Genomic DNA, 18,729 nt, shown 5'->3' on the forward strand with positions numbered 1-18,729 from the left:
TGTAGGATGGGCAATATGAAGAGGGAAATGATTCAAATTATTTTCCGGGAAAGCGCAGGAAATGACAAGCTTGTACAGAAGACGCGCGAGTTAAACCGTCGGTGTTCGATCCGGTTCGACTTGTTGTGTGCATATGTCAGCAAGCCATTATTTTTTGCCTGAATACATAGGTTCGCGGTCAAGTTCGAGGTAATTGATTAAGGACATGAAACGTTAATGGAATGAAGAAAGGAAGTGCTGTGTGTGATTAAGGCCTATCTGATTGACTTGGATGGTACGCTCTATCATGGCAGACATCGTATCGAAGGAGCCGATCAGCTTATTCGAACACTGCAAGAGCTAGGAAAGCCGTATTTATTCGTAACAAATAATTCTTCCCGTACACCACAAGGTGTGGCAGATCATCTGAACGGGATGGGCATACCTGCCGACGCGTCTCAAGTATGTACTTCTGCTGTGGCGGCTGCTGAATATGTTGCTGAAGAGTCCCCGGGTGCAAAAGTGGCATGTATTGGAGAAGCAGGACTGCTGGAAGCCATAGAAAAAGCAGGACTACAGCTAACGGAAGATGCACCAGATTACGTGATACAGGGGATTGATCGTGAATTTTCCTATCATAAACTGACCAAGGCGCTAAGGTGGATTAATGCGGGATCAAAATTCATCATGACCAACCCGGATCTGCAGCTTCCTTCCGATGATGGACTGACACCTGGGGCGGGGACTATTGGAGCAGCAATTGAAGCCGCGACCGGAGTTCATCCTACAGTCATAGGCAAACCATCGAGTGTTATAATGAAGTCAGCCATTAGCCGGCTAAACCTGGCGTCTCATGAAGTGGCAGTGATCGGAGATAATATGCGAACCGATATTGCTGCTGGAGTGGCAGCAGGATGTGAGACGCTGTTGGTCCTTACCGGTGTGACAACACGGGATAATATGGATGGACACATTCAAGCAGCGAAGGCTCGACCTGATCATGTGTTTGAAGATTTGCATAAATTGATGGAGTGGCTGTCGCAAGAGGCAGACCAAGCTTCCAAAAAGGGGTAATGTACGATGCCGGAACTACCGGAAATGGAAAATTACCGGACCTTGCTGTCCGAGAAAATACTTGATCTACTGATTACAGGTGTTGTAATTAACCGCGATAAAACGATAAATACGGAGCCTGATCTGTTTATCAATGAACTTACAGGTAATCGCATCATATTTGTTGAGCGCCGAGCGAAGCATCTGATTTTCCACTTGGCTAATGGCAAACGCCTGGTGCTGCACCTCATGTTGGGCGGTATGATTTTCTGGGGCACGGAACAAGAACGTCCTGATCGTTCCACACAAGTGGAAATTCAGTTTGGCGATCACATTTTATTCTTTATCGGACTGCGCTTGGGTTATTTACATCTGCTTACTTCGAAAGAAACCGAAGAGGCGATGTCTGATCTTGGACCTGAACCTTTGGATCGACGGATGAACGTGGAACGTTTTGCTTCCCTGTTGAAAGGTCGCCGGGGTACGCTCAAGACAACATTGGTAAACCAGCATATCATTGCAGGGATCGGCAATTGTTATTCGGATGAGATTGCTTTTGCTGCCGGTCTGAGACCAAGCTCCAAAACGCAGAATATCGCGACTTCACCAGAGTTGACGGAGCGCTTGTTCCATTCGATGCAGTCCGTGTTGCGTGAAGCAGCTTCTGAGGGCGGTTATATGGAAATGCCGCTGATGCAAGGGGATACGAAGACAGGAAGTTTTGACGAGCAATGTCGCGTATACGATCGGGAAGGCGAGACTTGTCCGCGCTGCGGGGGAACGATTGAACGAGTGGAAATTACGGGCAAGAAGGCATTCTTCTGTCCGAAATGCCAGCATGAAGCCTAAAACCGGAATCGGGGCACATGTCAGCACCAGAGGCGGATTTCTTCAGGCTGCCAAGAGAGCGTATGAGATGGGGGCAACGGCGTTTCAGTATTTTCCGAAGAACCCGCGTAGTCTCAGCCTGAAAAGTCTGGACCTCAAGGATGCTGAGCAGTGCAGGGATTGGTGTGAACAGCAGGGACTTGCTTCGATTGCACATTCACCCTATCCCACGAATCCGGCGTTGGGCATGACCCGTGGAGAGGCGGGCTTTCATGCTACAATAGCTTCTATTCGCAATGATCTTGAAATTTCGAATGCTTGCGGTTCTGTTGGGACGGTGGTCCATTTTGGACATATCAAAACAAACGATCCGCTGGAGGGTTATCAGAACCTCATTCATTGTCTGGATACCGCCTTGGAGAATTGGAATGGACACTCAAAGGTGCTGATTGAAAATCAGGCAGGTGATCATGGCCCGATGGGCACGACAATGGAAGAAATGATACAGATTCGCAAATTAAGCCGTTATCCGGAGCATATTGCTTTTTGTTTTGACACATGCCATGCTTTTGCTTCAGGTTTGTGGTCGTCAGGCAACGAAGCGGCGATGCTCGATAAGGGCAGGATGCTCGGATATTGGGATAATGTTGCTGCTGTCCATTTTAATGATTCCAAATATGCGTCTGGTTTGTGTAAGGATAGACATGCGAGGATCGGACAGGGATATATCGGCAATGAATCAATGAAAGCATTGTTAAAGGCGCCTGAGTTCCAAAATGCGGTTGTTGTGCTCGAGACAGAAACGGGCGAAGATGGAACGCACCGTGATGATATAGCGCTCATGCGTTCCTGGTTATAATGGGGAGAGGAGCGATTGTATGCATGTTTTTTTGGATGACTATCGGGCATGTCCGAAAGGATTTGTTCTGGCAACGAATGCAGAAGAGTGCCTGATGCTGCTAAGAGAAGGTGACGTGGACATTTTGTCTCTGGATTATGAGCTTGGTCCAGATTCGCCCAATGGCGGTGAGGTCGCGGCATCTATTGTACGAGAAGGTTTATTTCCGCGCGAGATTTATTTGCATACGTCCAGTATGTTTGGGAAACGCCAGATGTACGAGATGTTATATAGCAATAAACCGGATTCGGTAACCATTCATAATGGACCAATGACGGGTGAGGTCATGCTGCGTGTTGCCGCGGGAGAAGAAAGTTAATGAAGCCAATTACATCCAAAATGTTAATGCGCAGTGTATGGGAAGGCATGCCACAGGCTGTATTTATATATACCCCTTTATGTGGGACATGTGCGGCAGCCCGTCGTATGTTGGAGGTAGTAGAGCATATGCTGCCAGAAGGTATTTTATCCGAAATGAACATCCATGACATTCCTGAACTTGTACAACAATTTAAAATTTCAAGTGTACCAGCAGTGATGCTGTTTGACGGCCAGCAAGATGTTCCAAAAATGGTTTATCGGATGAACTCTGTGGAGCATCTGCTCTCGGAGATCCGGAAGGCGGTGCTGAAATGAGTATAATCTCGATGGAACATGTCTCACTTAGACGAGAAGATAATCAGATTTTGGATAATGTACATTTGCGCATTGAACAAGGCGAACATTGGGTTGTTCTGGGTCGGAATGGTTCTGGCAAAACAACGTTGTTGGAAATGATGAACGGATATATGTTTCCAAGCCAGGGACGTATTGAAGTACTCGGTAATTTGTATGGACAATGTGACGTCAGGGAAGTACGTAAGGAAATCGGTTATATCAGCCAAACGTTGATTGAGAAACTCACACCCAGAGATCCGGTATGGGAGGTCGTCGCTACAGGAGCTTATGCTTTTTTGCGTTTTTATCAGACAATTCCGGATGAAGTAAAAGCAAAGGCAATGAGTTTGCTGGATGACATGGGTTTTGCCAACCTGGCTAACAACCCGCTTGGAACGTTATCCCAAGGGGAGCGCAAAAAAGTCATGCTCGCTCGTTCATTAATGGCCGAGCCAAAATTGCTGATTATGGACGAGCCTTGTGCCGGCCTAGATTTATATGAACGTGAGAAAATGCTGGCTGAGATTGATCGTCTGCGCCAGCGTAACATTACAGTTGTGTATGTAACACATCATGTTGAAGAGATCGTACCTTTATTTACACATGTGGCCTTGATCCGCGATGGACGTATTGCGGCAGCTGGCCCCAAACATGAAGTTTTGACACAAGATACAATTAAGCATACGTACGATGTTCCGGTCGATATCCAGTGGGATAATGGTCGTCCGTGGATACGCGTACGTTCTGGAGGGTAACACAATTTGAGTACACAATCGTCTTGGGAAGAAGGCAACTTCTCCCGTTTTATCTGCACAGCCAATCATGGCTTTGCCCCTTATGCTCAGGAAGAGTTGCGCCGTACGTTTGGTGCGGTGAAGAGCACGGTACTCGTACCAGGAGAAATACTGCTTGCGGGTCTGCCTGTAGCTGAGGAAGAAGTTGCAGATAAGCTGTGGGCAGAGTATCCAACGTTTTTACGTCATATTCAACCTGTTCAGTTTCAGGAGAATACAGAAGATTCGGAGCAGTCTATTGAGAAATTGATTGCATTTGTGTTGAATCATAAGGAATTGAACGGTGCCTCTGTCGTGCTACAGGTACGGAAGACAGAAGGGGCCTTTTGGCAAGAAAATGCAGCCTCATTGAAGCAACTGTTAACTGAAAAGCTGGATGAGTTAGGCAGTGAATGGGTTGTACGTGATGCTGAATATGTCATTTCCGTATTTGCTGCGAATGATATGTTGTATGCTGGCGTATCCAGACCTGAACAGAACCTGTCAGACTGGAGCGGGGGGGCCGTACGTTTTCAAAAAGAAGATGGGCAGATCTCGCGTGCTAAGTTCAAATTGCTTGAAGCCGAGCAAACGTTTGGCATTGACTTTACTTCATTTCATAAAGCACTTGATATCGGGGCTGCACCAGGTGGATGGACCTCGTTCCTGCTTGAACGCGGGCTTGAAGTAACGGCGGTAGATCCGGCGAAGATGGATGCAACGCTGCTGGCATCACCCAAACTGACCTTCTTGAAAAAGAATGCAGGGGATGTGCGCTTCCGCGAAGGAGAATTCGACCTGCTCGTATGTGATATGAGTTGGAGTCCGAAGCTGATGAGCCGACTTGTATCGGATCTTCTATATAGCCTGCAACCCGGAGGAACAGCGATCGTTACCGTGAAGTTATTGCATAAAAAACCGTTGGCAATGATTAAAGATGTCATCGATACGTTTGAGCGTTCACGTATGCAAATTCAACGTTCCAAGCAGCTGTTTCACAACCGGGAAGAGATTACACTTTATATGGTCAAATATTAAGAGATATAGCCTTGATTAAAGCAGCTTAAGGTATTATGAAATTGATTCGATAAGCTCATCAAATTTTGTGCTTTACAATCTGTTCCTGCCTGTACTATAATGATACCAATATTAACCATAACAAACCTGAGGGAAAGCATCCCGAAGCGAACAAAACCGGATATCCGGTCTGTTCTTCTTCGGTGAAGCTTTCCCTTTTTTGTTGTGTATTGAAGGAGGAATTGGTATGAGACATCCGGCCAGGCTGGAACGCGGAAGCCTGCTGGGAGGTAGATATCGTATCGTATCCATTCTGGGAACAGGCGGAATGAGCCATGTATACGAGGCGGAGGATCTGAAGTTGCCGGGCAAGATATGGGCAATTAAAGAGAGTGTAACGATTATGCCATATGAAGGCAGTATGGAGACGGAAGCCGCTCTTCTGACATCACTTCGTCATCCAAGATTGCCGCAAATTGTTGATTTTTTTGTCCCGGATGAAGACGGGTACACGTACTTGGTGATGGAATACATCGACGGGTTAACGCTCAGTGAGTATTTCAAGCAGTGTCGTGGGAAGATCCCGATGGAGCAGTTGACGGAGCTTGTACTTCAATTGCTGGATGTGTTGAGTTATCTGCATAATCTGAATCCACCTGTGATCTATAGGGATCTGAAACCATCAAATATCATGATCACGCCGGAACATGAAGTAAGATTAATTGATTTTGGCATCGCCAGAAGTTACAAACCGCAAAGTGCTGAAGATACCGTTAAGTTGGGAACCGCTGGTTTCGCCGCTCCAGAACAATATGGCTCGGGTCAGACCGATGCGCGTTCAGATCTATATGGACTCGGAGCATTGCTGCTGTATCTTATGACAAGTGGTGCGTATACGGAATGGACTCAGGGTGTAGAAAGCTCTATCCGGAGTGATGTTCCGCGGACATACATCCCTGTGGCGAGAAGACTGTTAAGGTATAATGCCGAAGAGCGATTCCAATCTGCCGATGAGGTGCGGAAGGAACTGCTCCGAATACCCGGCGGAACAACGCCTGGTGGAGATACAACGATGACCTTGAATGGGGGAACAAGAGTTATTGCCCTGACTGGTGCTTCATCTGGTGTAGGGGTTACCCATACGGCTATAGCTATCAGTCATTATCTCGAAAGGCAAAACTTCAAAGTAGCTGTGATTGAAATGTCACCTCGCTCTCAATCCTTTGCAAGGATTCAACAAATCGCTCAAGCGGGTAAACCGGTGCCAGCAGGCAGACAGTTTGCAGTCGATGGTGTGCATTATTGGAAACAATCCGGGCGAGCGGATATTTTGTCTTTGCTTGGGGGGAGTTATCAGTTCATCGTGATGGATCTCGGTAGTGGTCAGGATCAGAACCGGCTGGAAGAATTCCTGCGTGCAGATCTACCTATTGTTATAGGCTCAGGTGCCGAATGGAGACAGGCGGAGATTGGCGCTTTTGTTCGATCACATCATCGGTATCCACGAGAGAAATGGATATATTGTCTGCCCCTGGCAGCAAGTGAAGCTGTTCAGCGCATTCGTAAAGCTCTGGATACATCGAGTGTATATGGTCTGCCGTTACATATTGATCCTTTTGACAAGGACGCACAGATGGATAAAGTGTTTTCACATATTTTAACGCATATGATGGCACAGCAGCCCAAGAAACGTTCATTCTTTTCAAGAAGGAAAGTACATGATTAGAAGATTACGAAAGGAGAGCCTCTTTTGTCTAAATTAAGAAAACAAAGCCGTCAACTGATCTATGCCGGACTTATCGGAGCAGGAGCTGTAGGGTTGGTGTTCGGAGGATATGTTATTTACAATGTCAAAACGATGGGGGAGGTCAGGTCAGCTGTAGAAGCCCGTTATTTATCGGCATATGAGGAAAAGGAAGCTGAATTAAAGCAACAATGGGATTCGGGAGCACAAGGATGGGTTACGATTCGGGATATTGAAGCAGGTGAACCGATATTACCGGAGGATCTGAAGCTCATTGCTGTTCCGGATGCACAAGCACCGCGAAACCTCTGGTCCAGTACGAAGCAGATGGAAGGCCAAGTGGCCAAAATAGAGTTGAAAAAAGGAACAGCCATTACCACCGAGATGGTGTATGAGGATGTACCGGCTCCGCCTGATTTAAGATATCGAGAGCTGCAAGTTGTATTACTGCCGTCCTCACTTGTTAAGGGAGATATTATTGATGTTCGTATCCAATTCCCTACCGGACAAGACTATGTTCTCTTATCGAAGAAAAAAGTGGAACGACTCAATGCAGCTACCTTATGGATTACGATGACGGAGGAAGAAATTCTGTCACTCTCAAGTGCAATTGTAGATGCCTATTTACATAAAGCTTCAATCTATGCCTTAACCTATGTAGAACCACAGTTTCAGACACCTGCAATCGCGACGTATCCTGCCAATTCAGAAGTGTTAAAACTGCTGGAGAGTGATCCGAATATTGTTCGACGAGCCGAACAGGAGTTATCCAGACAGGTGCGAAGTTCGCTTGAAAGTTCACTGGCCGCCTCCATGACAGCACCGTCAAAAGGGGTTGAACAGGATGTGGCACAATCCTCAGTTACATATAACAGTCGTCCATCATCAAATAATCCGGCAACGTCGGATGGAGTGATGTGGAATGATGGTTCAGGAAACGGAGCAGGAGCTAATTTTGGAAGCGTAAATGATCCTGCTGATGCTTCACAAACAGAACAGCAGAGCTTGCTAACGAGTGGAGAATAGAGCGAAATCCGAGGTTTAATTTAGAATAATTCAGATAACAGGGAGTTTAAGAAAAAGAAAGGAGTTGTAACATCTATGCATACATGGATCTTTGCGGGTTTATGTGAGAAGAATGATCTGATGTTATATCTTTGCAAGATATTGGCTTCAACAGGCAACAAGGTCCTACTCGTAGATGGAACCTTACAGCAGAAGTATGGGTACGGTGTAGGTGACAGTCAGCAGTCTTTGCGAATTACGGAATTTGAAGGATTTGATATCGCTTGTCATTTTGTCACTTCAGCAGCTGTAGAGAATCATCTTGAAGTAAATGGAGAGCGATTGGACAGTTATGACTATGTGTTATATGACATGGAGACCTCGCATTTTGCATCACGTAATCTCTGGCTAACCGCTGATGTAAGAGTCTGGGTGAGTGATTATGAGCGTTACAATCTGGAACGTGGCAAGGGATGGTTGAAGCGGTTGCTTGAAGAACAGTCATTACCTGGTGAGCTGTCATTTCAGCGGCTCTTAATTAACGGGGTTGACTGCAAGCTTGAAGCTCGTTATCTGTGGGCGTATCTGGAGGGCAGTCCGTTTGTGTGGACAGGAGAATCCTTAGTGCTTCCGTGGGATGAGTTAACAGCTGCGGTTAAGCTTGAGAATGAGCATCATCGCCGAGTTCATCTTGGACCTCTGTCACGAAATTACAAAAAATCGTTGTGTCGCGTGGTCGAGCAGTTAACAGGTTGGGAAAGTGTTCGCAGTCGCCGTGCGATGAAAGAAGCAGAGAGGATGAGAGCATGAGCACCATTACCTTTTGGAGCCCTTTTGCAGGAACAGGTTGCACTTCAAGCACATTAATTAGTGCTTATGCGATGGCACTTCACTACAGGACAAGAGTGTTACTTGTTAATGCAGGCCTTGCAGGAACTGGCACAGAAGCTGCTCTACCATCCAAAGATACGGATTCAGCGGATTTTATGTTCTCCTTTGAAGAGGGTGGCTGGGATGCGATTGAACGGCTGCATTCGAGCGGCAGTCTGAATAAGCACAATCTCAGGGATTATACCAAGCCACTTCTGAAGGAAAGACTTGATTTCCTAACCGGAAGAATTGATGAGATGGAACGTTCCCCGCAGGAACATGGTGAGACAGTGAAAAAGCTGCTAAATGTAGCTAACGAGTATTACGATCTGGTTCTTCTGGATGCAGATCATGCTGGTGTTGATTCACAGCTCAAGCTGCAGCTGGCGGACTATGTTGTAATTAATCTCGATCAAAATATGCGAAATCTGGAGTTGTTCTTTGAAGAGATCCTGCCAGAACGAATGAACAATAAGAATATACATGTCGTCATTAACAAATACGATTTGCATTCCCGTGCAACGCTTTCCAATATTAAGCGACAGTTCAGATATAAAGGCACGATATCTGCGATACCGTACACAACCGGATACCTGGATGCAATGAATCGGCGAGATGTCGCTAGATACTTGCAGTTGGAAAGTTTGACTGAGGATAAGGATATTCGTAAAGGGAGTTTTGCTGCAAGCATGAGCGAACTCGCTCGCCTGATTATGGACGGTGCAGGTATGCGCACAGTTCTGAAGAGGCTGGAAAGGGGAGCCTGAACCTCCGATGCTCTGGAATACCATATGGATAAGTTTGATTTTGATTCTGTGCCTGACTTATATCTGGTTCAAGTATAGAACGTTTCTTCGTGCAAAGAGTGCTCGTGTTCCTGAACAGGAATCATTCACGATTGACATGTTGATTGAGAAGGTGAAGAACTCACTTCATGAGCTTAGTCATAGTCAGCTCGCGGATGCGGGTCTGCATGAAGAAGAATATCGTCGAAGAATTAATCAGCGTGCCGAGATGAGAAAAGCACTGAAGGGCTGTGTCTCAGGCAGTATCAGCGACAAAACGTATGTCAAAAATCTGATAGGGGATCTCCTGACCCGAAGCATAGGGCTGAACAAATCAAATGTAGATGGAGTTATTTTGTTTGCAGAACCAGATTTGCTGACGATCCAGGACCGATTCGAAATTGTATTTTATCTGTACCGACAGCAATTCGGTGTGGATGCACTCTCCCGAATGATTGATACCTACGATCTTGGCAGACTGAGAATGGAGGAAGGTACGGACGATGGAGGAAGTTATTATATTTCTGAGGAGGATATTCAGTATGTGTTCGAGTGCGAATATCGAGAGCTTGGATTCAGAGAAAAGACGGATATCATCGTGCAACGTATCTACCAACATTATAAAGGATTCTCGGTTGTTGATGAGATAAGGGACCAACGTATTGACGGTGTTAGTGGTGGTGTCAGCGGTATGCTTGATGCTGTTCATAATATGGGACTTCGAAAACCGGCATCATGGAATGATTTGCTGGATCAAGGACTGGAGGATAATGCACATGAAGAACCGCTTAGCGGCATGGAAAGTGTCTGGATTTTCTATAAAGGTAAGTCCATTCATCTATCCTTTCTGTCCTTCGGCAGTATTCGTGAACTGAAAAGGGTATGCCAGAATATATACAAATACAATTACCCCGGACAGTTGTCGGAAGCAAGTGGATACAAGGTGAACGAGATGAAAGACGGCTCCCGTGTCGTTGTGGTTCGTCCTCCTTTTGCAGAATCATGGGCGTTCTTCGTCCGGAAGTTCGATATTCCGAATGCCTCACTTGAACAGTTGATTACGGGTAACAACGCAGATCTGCCAATCACATTGCTTCAATACCTGATGAAAGGAAGCCGGATTACAGCTGTAACCGGTGCACAAGGTTCTGGTAAAACGACGTTGCTTATGGCTATGGTCAAACACATCTATGCATCGTACACCCTTCGGGTGCAGGAGATGGCGTTTGAACTTCAATTAAGACGGATCTATAGCAGACGTAATATTTTGAGCTTCCGAGAGACGGAACACATTTCAGGTCAACAAGGGCTTGATTTGCAGAAAAAAACGGATGGTACCGTCAATATTCTGGGTGAGGTTGCGAGTGATGAGGTGGCCGCTTGGATGATTCAAATGTCTCAGGTTGCCAGTCTGTTCACCCTGTTTACCCACCATGCCAAAACGTTTCGTGATCTGGTCTTCTCCCTCCGAAATTCCTTGCTCAAGACAGGTATGTTCCAGCATGAGCATATTGCTGAGGAGCAGGTTGTGAGTGTAATCAACTTCGATGTTCATATGAAGAAAGATGCTGAGGGACGAAGATATATCGAACGAATTACGGAGTGTCTTCCTCGTGCGAATCAAGGTGATAGCGTGGAAGAGAGGGCAGGTTTTACATTTCATAATGTTGTGGAGTACAGAGATGGAGCGTATGTTGCAACAGCTCCAATCTCCTCTGGAAGCATGGTGGATATGCGAGACCAGATGACATTACAGGATGCTGAGAGATTTGAACAGTTTATGAAGCAACACTGGGGTGATCCGCATGACAATTAAATGGATTTTGCTCCTCGTATTAAGTATTTGTGCAGGGGGTTTGCTGATTACACTTCTGGTTTTAAGTATGTTACGTCACAGAGGAGGTGGTTCAACAAGTCAATCCGGTGTGATTTCTGCTCCTACCGGGAAGGGATTCAAGGGACTAGGATCAATCTTGTTGCAGTCCTACCGTCTTGGAATGAAAGTGCCACTGCTATCAGCTTATATTCTCCAGGTGCAGAAACGCATTTCATTCCGCCATGTTGGGGATGAGCCTTCACTTCGCAGGCTGACGATGACAGTGGTTCTGATTATTCTTGGAGGTTATGGAGGCATAAGTGTCATTCTGTTTCTTCTGCAGCCGGGTATCGCTTTTGTAATACTTTCCGTACTCTGTGCTGTGGTGCTAAATAGCTTGGTATTGGATATGTGCCTCAGTCGTATGGAAAAAAGGTTGCTGGTGCAGATGTTAGATCTCTTTGCAGATGTAAGGCATCGGTATCATCAGCATGGCATGGTTGAGGAAGCGCTCTATGAAGCTGCTGAGGCGGGTACAGGAGAAGCCGCGGAACAGGTAAGACTGATCTACGAAGCTCTGACTTCTCCAGATCCGAATGAAGCACTTGAGCGTTATTATGAAGTGGCTCCCAACCGTTTTCTCAAAGGATTCGCCGGCGTTTCCTATATGGTCATGGAGTTCGGGGATAAGGACAGGGCACAAGGCTCTATTTATCTTAATGGACTTGGTAACCTGACTCAGGAGATCCATCTGGAGATTTTACGGCGTGATAAATTGGATTACCTGCTCAAAGGACTTAATATCATCGCGCTAGCTCCGGTATTGTTCACCGCTCCAATAGAACGCTGGGCCAGAGTCAGTTTTCCAACGATGGATGAATTTTATCGCAGCAAAATTGGTTTTGTTACCAAAATATCGATCTATGTCATCATCATCCTTGCTTATCTGCTTCTGCAAAGGCTCCAGCAATACGATGAGACACGTTACCGTGCAGGGCATAAGCATTCATGGTTGGATCAGTTTCTGTACAGGCAGACCTTCATACGAAAATTGGCGATGTTGTTTGCAGCGAAACCTGGCAGTGCACAGTACAGTCAAACGATACGGCTCATGAGGGAGAGCAGTTCAGAGTTGAAATACGAATGGCTTGCCATTCGTCGAGTGATGTTATTCGCAGGTTGTTTGGTCCTTACAATGGGTTGCATCTTGCTGTTGCACCAGGTTGAACGTAACCACATCTTGTATGATCCAATCCGCGATGATCGAATGTTTGGTGCAATGGCTGAAGCGGATCTCAGGAAAGCTGAGGAAAAAACAGCGTTGGATCAATCCGTGCTGGAAAGTGTAGAAATGAACCGAGGAGCTACATACGAAGAAGTCTCCAAAGCGTTACAGCAGTTATCTCCAGTTCAGTTAGACCATGATACCCAGAATGAGACCATCACGCGCATTATGCAGAAACTTGAGGTATATAACAAACAATATGTACGCTGGTGGGAAATGATTATAGCCATTCTCATGGGTGCAGCGGGGTACTACATGCCCGTATGGCTCATGTTATTTCAGCGGAAAATGCGAAGGTTGGATATGCGACATGAAATCTATCAATTCCAGACAGTGATTTCCATTTTGCGTGAGATGGACCGGATGTCAGTCGAGGAGATATTGGAGTGGCTTAATCGATTTGCCGTCATTTTCAAGCGCCCGCTGCAAAAATGTTTGTTGCATTTTGAACATGGACCAGAGCTTGCACTTGAACAATTAAAGGAAGAGGCGGGCTTGCCCGAGTTCCAGCGACTGGTTGATAAATTACAGCTTGCCCTTGGCAAAATCTCAATACGTGAAGCCTTCGATGATCTCGAGAGCATGATGGCATTTTATTTTGAACAACGCAAGCAGGAGTACAGCAAAATGATAGATGTCAAAGCATCATGGGGCAGAACCATCGGATTTACACCTATGTACGCCCTTATCTTTTTGTATCTGGTCATTCCATTGGTCGGTATGAGCTTCTTACAGATGAGCATTTATTATGAGCAAATTCAGAAACTGTAGCACAATTCATCTGTGTGACAGTCTGAAATAGTTTAATAACTTATAACTTGGGAGGATTTATCATGAACAATGCATCAAGCGCTTTAAAGGTGGCAGCAGGGATATTCTTAACAATCGCTTTGATCACAATTGTAGTTCTGTTGTTTATTTCGGCTCAGGAGGCAACCAAGACGGCCCAGAACAATTTTGCTGATATCCAAACCGAGTTGTCCCAGGCTGCATTTACGGTATATGACGGAACAACCATCAGTGGATCACAGGTAACGAATGCGCTGCGTAAATATGCGGACAAGGATCAATTCGGTATTCAAGTTATTACAGGTAAAAATAAAGCGGGTCAATGGTACGGCAATCAATTAAACATTTCACAGGATCTCAATAATGCGGACTACGGCTCGGTTATTGCACCCGACGATAAAGTGGGGATTATTAACCAGACCATGAGTGAAAAAGACAATCAATATGTCAATCCAAGTGGTAAATTCAAAGCCATTATCGTAAAAGACCGTTCCAACGTGGTAAGAGGGCTGATCTTCCAGCAATCCTGACAGGAGTTGGTTTAACATGTCCCAGAATACCCAGCATCTTATGTTGTTTTGTACGGCGGTTGTCCTGTTTGTGACAGCCTGCCTGTACGGGCAACAGAATGTTAAGATTTTATCAGCGGCCTTAAATGACAGAGTACAGACAACAACAGGCATGGAAGGTCGGCTGACAACAACACTGCATACCACCAATCCGTATCAGTATACTGGTGCGGAAGTGTTGCATACCGTAAGACAGATGACAGGCACAGGCATTCCTGTGGTGGTAGATGGGACTTCGTATGTGATCGATCCACTTGTCAGCAAAACAGCGACGATTCCTGTCCAGCTCGATGCCACCTACAGACCAGAGTTTATACGAAATGAAACTGGAGAACTGCTCAAGATTGTTTTTTGGAAGGAGGCGAGTGTGAATTGATTAATGCCGCATCCAAGCTGCTTGCCGTATTGCTCGCAGTCCTTCTGCTCTATGTGTACCCAGCTGCTGAAACAGCCGATCGGCAGGATGATATAGCACGTATGACGGCTGTTCAGAATGTAACACGTTTTGTTGATGCTGTCCGAACGAAAGGGTATATTTCACCTCGAATGTTGGCTGATTTTGAGGAGCAACTGGCCCAGACGGGCAATGTGTATGAGGTGTCGATGGAACATTTACATAAGAAATATGTACCTCACTATATAGACCCGATGGACAATAACAGTTTTAACGGGACCTATGAAGTGGTGCAGGATGGATATTATTCGGCTCAGATTCGAGAAAGACTATTCCCATCCTCAGGTGTGATACCGGTTGATGATCCTGGCCGAAGATATACGTTGACGACAGGGGATTTTTTCACCGTGACACTCCAAAATACAAATCGTACACCTTCCATGCTCATTCGTGAATGGTTGAGTGGTACGGCTCAGGCTTCAGCAGTATTTGTAACATACGGAGGTATGGTCCTCAATGAAGATTACTGAGCTATCCATTGTATTTGTGCTGATCTTTTTCCCGCTCTTCTGGATCATCTCACTCCATACCCAAGATGCCGAGGAGGCTCAATATCTTGGCCAACGATACAGATCTGTACTTCAAACTGCAGTCATGGATGCAGGTGCAGTGATGCATCAGAATGAGAAACAAAATGATGAAGCAGGTTATGATTCAACCAAGTTTGTTAAAGCCGATAAGGAACTTGCCTTGTTGACATTTACGCAGACGATGGCTTTGAATATGGGGATTCAGGATGATCCCGCAGCTATTCGGAACATGTTTAATTACATTCCTGCCGTACTTATTCTGGATTATGACGGCTTTTATATGTTGTCCACAGAAACAGAGTTGACAGGTAACCTTGAAGATTCTTTCAAGCGAGTATGGAGTCCCAAGAAACCTTATACATATTCAGATTCTAATGGTAACAGTATTAACTTTACACTGGACGACTACGTATATGCCTACGACGCAAATGCAGGGAAATGGATTGAGGGATTCCAAAAAGAACTCGCTGCTAGCTCTCAGATTCCTTTACTTCAGAATACCAGCGTATTTGAGCAAGTTAGACAAAGCCGGATTGTGACTACTGTGCAGGATGATCTGGCTGATGTGATTAACCGCCATAATGAGTTTGCCAGAAAGAACGGTATTTCCTATACGTTTACGATGCCCCTGATTGCGCAGGAAGATTGGTACAACTCCATTAACGATACAGGGATTATGGCCTTTATCCAAGGTATAGGTGTGGGTGACCAAAAGATCAACAATTATGCGATCGGTGGAGGCAGACTTGTGAAGAAAACGGCCATCGTAGGTGGGGTAGATCCTTTAACGGGTATCAAGTACTACTATCCCTCCACATGTGGTAATGGTTACCGTGCTGAAGAGGTGTTTACAGACGCAAGACAAGCAGCTGCACAAGGCTATTTCGAATATAAATGCTCTAATCGTTAGGGTAGCCTGTATGACAAAATCATGTAAGAGGTTCCTGAACTGTTTACATTACTTTCAGAAAAGACGGGACCTGTGCTAGAATAGGGTTTCGGAACAATAATAAAAGTAATGTCTAATAGATAGGAGCAACCTCATCTTATGAGTTTATTGTCAGTAGAGAACGTAAGTCACAATTTTGGAGATCGCACGTTATTTAAAAATGTATCGTTTCGTTTACTTGCCGGAGAGCGTGTAGGACTTGTTGGTGCCAATGGTGTGGGTAAATCCACATTAATGAACATCCTTACCGGTAAATTGCTTAAAGATAGTGGAAAAGTGGAATGGACACCTAAGGTCCGTTACGGATATCTGGATCAGCACACGAAGCTTACCCCAGGCAAAACCATTCGTGACGTTCTTAAAGATGCTTTCCTTCCGTTGCTTGAATTAGAAAAAGAAATGATGAATATAACGGACCAGATGGCAGATGCAGATCCAGATAAGCTAGAGCAGTTGCTGGAAGAGATGGGCGATATTCAGGAACAACTGGAACAGGGCGACTTTTATCTGATTGACGTAAAAGTGGAAGAGATGGCCAATGGACTTGGTTTGTCCGCAATTGGTCTTGATCGGGATGTCGCAGCTCTAAGTGGTGGACAACGTACAAAGGTGCTTCTTGCCAAGCTTCTGCTTGAGAAGCCTACAGCCCTTTTGCTGGATGAGCCGACCAACTACCTGGATGTAGAGCACATTGAATGGTTGTCACGTTACCTGAAGGACTACCCTCATGCGTTCCTCTTAATCTCCCATGACACGGAATTCATGAATGAAGTCGTAAATGTCATTTATCATTTGGAATTTGCCAAATTAACGAGATATGCAGCGAACTATAACAAGTTCCTCGAGATGGCTGATATGAATAAAGCCCAGCATATTGATGCGTACGAGAAGCAGCAAGAGTACATCAAGAAGCAGGAAGATTTCATTCAGCGTAACAAGGCGCGTGCTTCAACTTCAGGTCGAGCGAAGAGCCGGGAGAAACAGCTGGACAGAATTGAACGTATTGATCGTCCAGATGAAGCGGCCAAACCAACGTTCAAATTCAAGGATGCCCGTGCGAGTAGCAAAACGGTCTTTGAGGGCATTGATTTTGAAATTGGATATACGTATCCTTTGCTGCCTAAGATGACAATGACAATTGAACGTGGTGAGAAAATTGCCATCGTAGGTTGTAATGGTGTGGGTAAATCGACGCTGCTGAAAACCATCTTGGGCAAAATATCTCCACTCAGTGGAAAGACCTTTTTGGGAGATTATCTCGAAACGGCCTATTTTGAGCAGGAAGTTCGTGCTGGAAATATCACGCCGATTGAGGATGTCTGGAATGAGTTTTCACATTTGACCCAGAATGAGGTCCGGGGTCATCTCGCTCGTTGCGGGTTGAAAAATGAGCACATTACCCGTCCGCTTAACATGCTGAGTGGTGGAGAGCAAGCCAAGGTTCGTTTATGCAAACTCTTGATGCGTGAAAGCAACTGGATTTTATTCGATGAGCCGACGAACCATTTGGATGTCACAGCTAAAGCTGAGTTACAGCGTGCCTTGCAAGAATTCAAGGGAACGGTGTTGCTGGTATCTCATGAACCTGATTTCTACGAGGGTTGGGTTACCAAAACATGGAATGTTGAAGAATGGTCTGAGAAAAACTAGACAATTCAAGCAACGCTTAATAGAAATGAACGGTGACAAAAAAATCCTTCTATGGTAACATAGGCTACAACTTCATATGAACACTAGGGGGGCCACACGATGTGGCTGAGATGGAAGAATGCGATTCCGGACCCTTTGCACCTGATCTGGATCATACCAGCGTAGGGAAGTGGCGAGCGCGTTTCAGTGAATGACGTGAGCAAACGGCAATTCGGAAGGATTTCAACCGTCTGCTTAACGAATTGAAACATGCAGTTGCGTGTATAACGTTATGGCTATAAGGTCTATAGCTTTATTGCACGAAATGAACTGTATGTATCAGTCAGTCATCTGGTCCTATAATTAATACGCAGCCACTCCCCTACGGGAGTGGCTTTTTTGTGTTTTCATAGCATTCACACATGGAAGGGGATGAACAGTACGGTAAGTTCTCATGAACATGTTCACGAATCATTTGAATTGCATGTTGTATCTACGGGTGTAGGGAATCAAGCATCTTTTGTAAAAGCTGCAAAGGACGTTTGGCCATGGGTGGACTACATCCATATACGAGAGAAACAACTCTCGTGGCAACAAAAGATCGGTTGGGCTGAAAGTCTGCGTGGTGTTGGCGTTCCGTCTTGTCGCATCGTTATCAATGGTTCAGAACTGCCACCACAGAATGACATCTATGGCGGTGTACATTGGGGGCAAGAGGCTATACGTAACTACAACCCTGCTGTTATAAGCAATGTCCAGCGACTTCGTCTGGGTGTATCTGTTCATTCAATCGATGAGGCAAAAATCGCTGAAGAACGGGGAGCCGATTACCTTTTCTTCGGGCATGTCTACTCAACCAACAGTAAGCCTGATCTTGAACCAAGAGGATTATATGCTCTGGCTGAAGTGTGCTATGGTGTCTCCATTCCTGTCATGGCGATTGGGGGCATCGAACCGGGAAACATTCACGCTATTCGCTCTGCAGGCGCACAGGGAGTCGCTGTGATCTCGAATGTATGGGCGAGCGATTCCCCGGATCGGGCAGCTGCATCGTTAAGGCAGGCTATCGTTGTTGCTACAGAAAGTCTGAGTCGCTGAA

General features: G+C 45.7%; 19 protein-coding genes and 1 riboswitch. All 19 genes read left to right on the forward strand.

The window, feature by feature from the left end:
• Positions 1–243 precede the first annotated feature (243 nt).
• The 19 genes from MHB71_RS07190 (at position 244) to MHB71_RS07280 (ending at position 18,728) form a co-directional block, all read left to right on the forward strand.
• Complete coding sequence (locus tag MHB71_RS07190; protein WP_047843396.1) at positions 244–1,053, forward strand: TIGR01457 family HAD-type hydrolase; 810 nt, start codon at positions 244–246, stop codon at positions 1,051–1,053.
• Between the two features lie 6 nt (positions 1,054–1,059).
• Positions 1,060–1,881 carry a DNA-formamidopyrimidine glycosylase family protein gene (locus tag MHB71_RS07195; protein ID WP_100527375.1) on the forward strand — a complete coding sequence of 274 codons (822 nt, stop codon included), beginning with the start codon at positions 1,060–1,062 and terminating at the stop codon, positions 1,879–1,881.
• On the forward strand, positions 1,871–2,719 hold the full coding sequence (locus MHB71_RS07200; RefSeq protein WP_340030134.1) for a deoxyribonuclease IV: 849 nt from the start codon (positions 1,871–1,873) through the stop codon (positions 2,717–2,719). Before MHB71_RS07195 ends, MHB71_RS07200 begins: the two co-directional genes overlap by 11 nt.
• 19 nt (positions 2,720–2,738) lie before the next feature.
• Positions 2,739–3,077: a cyclic-phosphate processing receiver domain-containing protein gene (locus tag MHB71_RS07205; RefSeq protein ID WP_017688046.1), complete on the forward strand. Its 339-nt coding sequence runs from the start codon at positions 2,739–2,741 to the stop codon at positions 3,075–3,077.
• Positions 3,077–3,394 carry a thioredoxin family protein gene (locus MHB71_RS07210; RefSeq protein WP_340029174.1) on the forward strand — a complete coding sequence of 106 codons (318 nt, stop codon included), beginning with the start codon at positions 3,077–3,079 and terminating at the stop codon, positions 3,392–3,394. The genes MHB71_RS07205 and MHB71_RS07210 overlap by 1 nt, the downstream gene beginning before the upstream one ends.
• Before the next feature lie 2 nt (positions 3,395–3,396).
• The gene (locus MHB71_RS07215; RefSeq protein WP_036674009.1) at positions 3,397–4,170 is read left to right on the forward strand and encodes an ATP-binding cassette domain-containing protein; all 774 of its coding nucleotides are present in this window, start codon (positions 3,397–3,399) and stop codon (positions 4,168–4,170) included.
• Between the two features lie 6 nt (positions 4,171–4,176).
• Positions 4,177–5,226: an SAM-dependent methyltransferase gene (locus tag MHB71_RS07220; protein WP_036673854.1), complete on the forward strand. Its 1,050-nt coding sequence runs from the start codon at positions 4,177–4,179 to the stop codon at positions 5,224–5,226.
• Positions 5,227–5,452: 226 nt separating this feature from the next.
• A complete protein-coding gene (locus MHB71_RS07225; protein ID WP_036673853.1) occupies positions 5,453–6,931 on the forward strand; it encodes a serine/threonine protein kinase in 1,479 nt (492 codons plus the stop codon).
• Positions 6,932–6,955: 24 nt separating this feature from the next.
• Positions 6,956–7,975 carry an SAF domain-containing protein gene (locus MHB71_RS07230; protein ID WP_340029175.1) on the forward strand — a complete coding sequence of 340 codons (1,020 nt, stop codon included), beginning with the start codon at positions 6,956–6,958 and terminating at the stop codon, positions 7,973–7,975.
• A 75-nt stretch (positions 7,976–8,050) separates the two neighbouring features.
• Positions 8,051–8,764, forward strand: coding sequence for a hypothetical protein (locus MHB71_RS07235; RefSeq protein WP_017688052.1), 714 nt, complete (start codon positions 8,051–8,053; stop codon positions 8,762–8,764).
• Complete coding sequence (locus tag MHB71_RS07240) at positions 8,761–9,591, forward strand: hypothetical protein (protein WP_340029176.1); 831 nt, start codon at positions 8,761–8,763, stop codon at positions 9,589–9,591. The genes MHB71_RS07235 and MHB71_RS07240 overlap by 4 nt, the downstream gene beginning before the upstream one ends.
• A 7-nt stretch (positions 9,592–9,598) precedes the next feature.
• On the forward strand, positions 9,599–11,425 hold the full coding sequence (locus tag MHB71_RS07245; RefSeq protein ID WP_340029177.1) for an ATPase, T2SS/T4P/T4SS family: 1,827 nt from the start codon (positions 9,599–9,601) through the stop codon (positions 11,423–11,425).
• On the forward strand, positions 11,415–13,481 hold the full coding sequence (locus tag MHB71_RS07250) for a hypothetical protein (protein ID WP_340029178.1): 2,067 nt from the start codon (positions 11,415–11,417) through the stop codon (positions 13,479–13,481). Before MHB71_RS07245 ends, MHB71_RS07250 begins: the two co-directional genes overlap by 11 nt.
• A gap of 62 nt (positions 13,482–13,543) precedes the next feature.
• A complete protein-coding gene (locus tag MHB71_RS07255) occupies positions 13,544–14,029 on the forward strand; it encodes a hypothetical protein (protein ID WP_062834890.1) in 486 nt (161 codons plus the stop codon).
• 16 nt (positions 14,030–14,045) lie between these two features.
• Positions 14,046–14,444 carry a hypothetical protein gene (locus tag MHB71_RS07260; RefSeq protein WP_340029179.1) on the forward strand — a complete coding sequence of 133 codons (399 nt, stop codon included), beginning with the start codon at positions 14,046–14,048 and terminating at the stop codon, positions 14,442–14,444.
• The gene (locus MHB71_RS07265) at positions 14,441–14,992 is read left to right on the forward strand and encodes a hypothetical protein (RefSeq protein ID WP_340029180.1); all 552 of its coding nucleotides are present in this window, start codon (positions 14,441–14,443) and stop codon (positions 14,990–14,992) included. Before MHB71_RS07260 ends, MHB71_RS07265 begins: the two co-directional genes overlap by 4 nt.
• Positions 14,979–15,962: a hypothetical protein gene (locus MHB71_RS07270; protein ID WP_340017684.1), complete on the forward strand. Its 984-nt coding sequence runs from the start codon at positions 14,979–14,981 to the stop codon at positions 15,960–15,962. Before MHB71_RS07265 ends, MHB71_RS07270 begins: the two co-directional genes overlap by 14 nt.
• Positions 15,963–16,100: 138 nt before the next feature.
• Complete coding sequence (locus MHB71_RS07275) at positions 16,101–17,651, forward strand: ABC-F family ATP-binding cassette domain-containing protein (protein WP_036613631.1); 1,551 nt, start codon at positions 16,101–16,103, stop codon at positions 17,649–17,651.
• A 75-nt stretch (positions 17,652–17,726) separates the two neighbouring features.
• Positions 17,727–17,836: riboswitch (TPP riboswitch) on the forward strand.
• 226 nt (positions 17,837–18,062) lie between these two features.
• The gene (locus tag MHB71_RS07280; protein WP_340029181.1) at positions 18,063–18,728 is read left to right on the forward strand and encodes a thiamine phosphate synthase; all 666 of its coding nucleotides are present in this window, start codon (positions 18,063–18,065) and stop codon (positions 18,726–18,728) included.
• Position 18,729 lies beyond the last annotated feature (1 nt).

It is taken from the genome of Paenibacillus sp. FSL H7-0940, assembly GCF_037979415.1.
In the GTDB taxonomy this organism is placed as follows: domain Bacteria; phylum Bacillota; class Bacilli; order Paenibacillales; family Paenibacillaceae; genus Paenibacillus; species Paenibacillus amylolyticus.